The sequence below is a fragment of the Trebonia sp. genome (assembly GCF_049794275.1).
Classification (GTDB): domain Bacteria; phylum Actinomycetota; class Actinomycetes; order Streptosporangiales; family Streptosporangiaceae; genus Trebonia.
The window spans coordinates 1-3,073 of the sequence record NZ_JBARCR010000680.1 but is presented as its reverse complement, the minus strand read 5'-3'; the positions used below and the strand labels follow the sequence as shown (position 1 = coordinate 3,073).

General features: G+C 69.8%; 2 protein-coding genes and 1 pseudogene. 1 reads left to right on the top strand and 2 read right to left on the bottom strand.

Annotation, left to right across the window (positions count from 1 at the left end; genetic code table 11):
• On the top strand, positions 1–1,826 hold a 1,826-nt coding region (locus WA805_RS18205), incomplete at its 5' end, for a S9 family peptidase (RefSeq protein ID WP_425242924.1).
• Between the two features lie 94 nt (positions 1,827–1,920).
• On the opposite strand, the gene WA805_RS18200 is transcribed toward WA805_RS18205, so the two are convergent.
• Positions 1,921–2,781: a fumarylacetoacetate hydrolase family protein gene (locus tag WA805_RS18200; protein WP_425242923.1), complete on the bottom strand. Its 861-nt coding sequence runs from the start codon at positions 2,779–2,781 to the stop codon at positions 1,921–1,923.
• Positions 2,782–2,805: 24 nt separating this feature from the next.
• A pseudogene (locus tag WA805_RS18195) lies at positions 2,806–3,073 on the bottom strand (hypothetical protein); the annotation flags it as partial.

Sequence of the window (3,073 nt, the reverse complement as noted above, 5' to 3'; positions counted from 1 at the left end):
CGCCGCCGCGCCGGCTCACCTGGAGTGAGCGCAGGGACGCGGTGCCGCGCTGGTCTCCCGACGGGAAGTGGCTCGCGTTCACCTCCAGCCGAGACGGGCACGACGGCGGCAAGGCACCGCAGCAGCTGTACGTGATGCCGGCTGACGGCGGCGAGGCACGCAGGCTGACCGACGGCGGCGAAGACGTCTCGCAGCTCGCGTGGTCGCCGGACTCGACGCGGATCGCGTTCACCAGGCGGGTACCTGACGACCCGGAGGAGGACGAGCGCAAGCGCGCGCCGCGGCGAGTGCGGCGGTTGTTCTACAAGCTCGACGGCACGGGCTGGCTGACTGACCGCCGCGCGCACATCTTCGTCGCGAGCCTGGACGGCGGCGACGTCCGCCAGCTGACCGACGGCGACTGCGAGGACAGCCAGCCTGCCTGGTCACCGGACGGCGGGCAGATCGCCTTCAGCTCCATGCGCGGCGAGCGCTGGGACGTCGAGCTGCGGGACCGCATCTACCTGGTCAGTGCCGATGGCGGCGAGCCGGTGGCGCTGACCGGCACCGACGGGTCGTGTACCGGCGCCTCCTTCTCGCCGGACGGCACGCGGATCGCGCATTACTTTGACCTCGATGACGGAACCGACCCGCATAACACGCAGATAGCCGTGATCGCCGCGGACGGCTCGGACTACCGGCTGCTCACGGCCAAGCTGGACCGGCACTGCCGTCCGGTCTCCGATTCGATGCGGTTGTGCTGGGACAGCGGCAGGATCGTGTTCACGGCCGAGGATCATGGCAGCCGGCACGTCTACGCCGTGGCCGCCGACGGCTCGGCGGAGCCCGAGCTGCTCGTCGGCGGTGAGCTGGTCATCGCAGGTTTCGACGCGCGTGACGGGCGCGTGGTCTACGTTCCCTCCACCCCCACAGCGTTCCCCGAGCTCTACGTCGCGGAGGCGCGTTCCTCCGCGGCGGCCGGGCAGCGGCTCACCGGCGTCGGCGCGGCCTTCGCCGCCGACCGCGAACTGGCCGAACCGGAACGGTTCACCGCCGAGCGGGCGGACTCGGCGGCGACGGAGGAAACCGGGGTCGACGCCTGGCTGGTGCGCCCCGCGGGATTCACGCCCGGTGGGCGCTACCCGGTCCTCCTGTCGATACACGGCGGGCCGTTCAGCCAGTACACCACGGGATTCTTCGATGAGTTCCAGATGTACGCCGCGGCCGGGTACGCGGTCCTGTTCGCGAACCCGCGCGGCAGCTCCGGCCGTTCCGAGGAGTGGGGACGGGCGATCCGCGGGCCGGTTAACGGCGCTGGCCCGGGATGGGGCACGGTCGACTTCCAGGACCTGATGAACGTGGTGGACACCGCGCTGCGCCGGTACCCGTTCCTGGACGCCGAGCGGATGGGCGTGCTCGGCGGCTCCTACGGCGGCTTCATGACGTCGTGGATCGTCTCGCACACCGACCGCTTCAAGGCCGCCATCGCCGAACGCGGGGTCAGCAACATGGTCAGCCTGTTCGGGTCGAGCGACATCTTCTGGGATTTCCAGCGGGTTTTCGGCGGGCCGATGTGGGAGCATCCCGATGCCTGGCGGGCCATGTCCCCCGCGAGCTACGCGGAGCGCATCCGCACCCCGCTGCTGATCATCCACTCCGAGCAGGACCTGCGCTGTCCCATCGAGCAGGGCGAGCACCTGTTCACGCTGCTGCGGCTGATGGGCCGGGAGACGGAGATGCTCAGGTTCCCCGCGGAGGGCCACGAGCTGAGCCGGAGCGGCTCGCCACGTCATCGCGTGCAGCGGTTCGAGGCGATCCTCGAATGGTTCGGGCGCTACCTCACGTAGCAGCGTGGCTCCCGGCAGCCGCCACCTTACGTTCTGAATGAAATAAGCATTTTTCCGAACGGGCCCGCGGTTCCTCTTCCAGCCGATGACGCGCCTAGCCGGCTCTCGGCGGGGCTGGGGGCGGGACCGGCCCGCGGTTATGGCCGGATGTCGGCGAGGCGATGGTGTGATCCGCGGCCACCTGGACTGTCAGATCCAGCCCGAGCCCGGACAATTCCAGCCGGATGGTGTCCCCGGCGATGAGCGGGCCCACGCCAGCCGGGGTACCGGTGCTGATCACATCCCCTGGGTAGAGGGTGGTGACCGAGGACGCGTAGGACACGAGCCGTGCCACGCCCCAGATCAGGTCGCGTGTGCTGGCCTTCTGGCGCAGGTCGCCGGATACCCAGCAGCGCAGCTCCGCGTCGCCGGGATCCCCGAACTCATCGGCGGTGCTAAGGACCGGCCCCATGGGGGTGAAGGTGTCGAAGGACTTGCGGGTGGACCGGTCTTCGCCGCCGCGCATCGTGATGTCGAGCAGCCCGGTATAGCCGAACACGCAGGACAGTGCGTCCTGTTCGCTGACCTGCCGGGCGGTCCGGCCGATCACCAGCGCGAGCTCGCCCTCCTGGTCGAAGCGGCGATCGTGGTAGGGGAGCTGGATGGTCCCGCCGGGGTCGAGCAGCGATGAGGGAGCCTTGAGGAAGAAGCCCAGGGCACCGACCTGGCTGTCGGTGCTCATCTCCGCCTGATGGTCCCGGTAGTTCACCGGGGCCGCGATGATCTTGGACGGGTCGGCGACTGGCACGCGAAGGCGGACATCGCGCAGCGGGATTCCGGCCTCGCGGTCTGGAACAGGCAGCTTTCCTGCGCTCCAGGAAGCGATCACGTCCCGCATTGTCCTGGCGGGCAGGGGGATCACCTGATCGCCGGCCAGGTACCCCACCCGGCCGTCGTCGTAGCTCACCAGCCGCATTCGTTTCTCCTCGTCAGGCCGCCGTCACCCTGCGTCGTCCGTCAGCACGTCCTGCCGCTGCCGTGCTTTCTCGGTGCGGGCGAGGCCAAGCGCCTCGAGCGCCGGCGCGTCGCAGAAGTGGAACAGGTCGGCGTCGTCGGCGGCCTCGTGATCGACCGCCGCCCATGAGGGCGTGACGAACATGTCTCCGGCTGTCCAGCGGAAGCGGCGCCCATCGATCACGGTTGCGCCCGATCCGCGGTAGACGACCCAGATTCCGCTGCCTGCCGTCCGGACCGTTGAGGTGCGGTGC